The organism is Mesorhizobium sp. M7A.F.Ca.CA.002.04.1.1 (genome assembly GCF_004022805.1).
In the GTDB taxonomy this organism is placed as follows: Bacteria; Pseudomonadota; Alphaproteobacteria; order Rhizobiales; family Rhizobiaceae; genus Mesorhizobium; species Mesorhizobium ciceri.
On record NZ_RZPL01001050.1, the window covers coordinates 1 to 1,337 of the forward strand.

Below are 1,337 nucleotides of genomic sequence, written 5' to 3' on the forward strand. Positions count from 1 at the left end.
GGCGAGCTCGGCGACGGTGACCCTGGCGGCCGAGGCGCATGGCGTGCTGCCGGCGCAGATCGCCAAGACGATCTGCCTGCGCGTCGGCGACCGCACCATGCTGGTGGTGACCAGCGGCATCGCCAGGCTGGACAACCGCAAGTTCAAGGACCAGTTCGGCGGCAAGCCGCGCATGCTCGACGCGGCGGAAGTTGTCGAAGCGACGAGCCACCCGGTCGGCGGCGTCTGCCCGTTCGGCCTGCCGGCGCCGCTGCCGGTCTATTGCGACGTATCGCTGCGCGAATTTGACGAGGTCGTGCCCGCGGCAGGCGCCACCAATGCGGCGGTGCGGATCAGCCCGCAGAGGATGGTTGAGCTGATTGGGGCTGAGTGGATCGATGTGTGCCAGGGGTAGCCCAAGCCAGAGTTCAAGCGGCAGAGCACATGGTTGCCCCGATCCGAGATTTGGCCGGGCTGACCGAAGCATCTGGAGAGGCGGACTTCGGGGGCAAGTCCTGCTTTCAAATTTGGTCGGAGTGGCCGGATTCGAACCGACGACCCCTTGACCCCCAGTCAAGTGCGCTACCGGGCTGCGCTACACTCCGGACCGCGGAAAGCCCTATATTCTCAAGGGTTCAGAAGCAAGAGGCGAATTCGCTGAAATTGGTGAAATGGGAACAGATGGTGTCCCGGTGTGCCTTTGGTGACCGAAAGTCACACCGACAAATCATACCGCAAGTGCTGCTTAGGTTCCGGTCACCGAGGGCGGACACACTACGTGCTTTGTCTTGCCCTGGAAGGGCATAGCCTGCACCGCTCTAGGCTGCAATTGCCCAAAGAAGTTCAAGACTTCGTTCAATCGCCAGAATGTTCGAAGGAATATGTAGGCTACGAGGAAAGGGGAGCGCTGACGAGCTCCCCTGACGCTAGATCTGATCCGCGAAAATGATGTCGATGCACTACTGACCCATTCCAAACTTGTAGGTTAGCCGGGCCATCACGGCATCGACCTTTGCCTCTGTGCGATAGGTCTCGGGATTGTCGCCGAGAGTGCCATCATCGAACACGTTGTCGCCCGTGCTCGTCTTATGGCCGAGGTCAACGTGGGTGTAGTCCACGCCAAGCGAGAGGTTGTTCGTAAGGGCATAGTCGATGCCAGCGCCGAGCGCATAGCCGTTCTGCCACTCATTCTTTTCGTAGGTCACCAGGGCGTCGTTGTCTCGGGCGCGGAAATCCACCTTGCCGCCGGCATAACCAGCCTTGGCATAGATCAGCACGCGATCGAAGGCGTAGCCGACGCGGCCGACGACCGTGGCATAATTCGAGATTTTGGCGGTCTCGGTGTCGCTGTCCGGGAA

General features: G+C 60.8%; 2 protein-coding genes and 1 tRNA gene. 1 reads left to right on the forward strand and 2 read right to left on the reverse strand.

Annotated features, from left to right (window positions below; genetic code table 11):
- A partial coding sequence (locus tag ENZ75_RS31985) for a YbaK/EbsC family protein (RefSeq protein ID WP_164888183.1) occupies window positions 1-394 on the forward strand: 394 nt, incomplete at its 5' end.
- A 113-nt stretch (window positions 395-507) separates the two neighbouring features.
- Here the strand turns inward: ENZ75_RS31985 and ENZ75_RS31990 are convergent.
- Together ENZ75_RS31990 and ENZ75_RS31995 are read right to left on the reverse strand one after the other, a co-directional pair.
- Window positions 508-584: transfer RNA gene (locus tag ENZ75_RS31990), tRNA-Pro, on the reverse strand.
- Between the two features lie 354 nt (window positions 585-938).
- The coding region (locus ENZ75_RS31995; RefSeq protein WP_164888184.1) for an outer membrane beta-barrel protein at window positions 939-1,337 on the reverse strand (399 nt) is incomplete at its 5' end.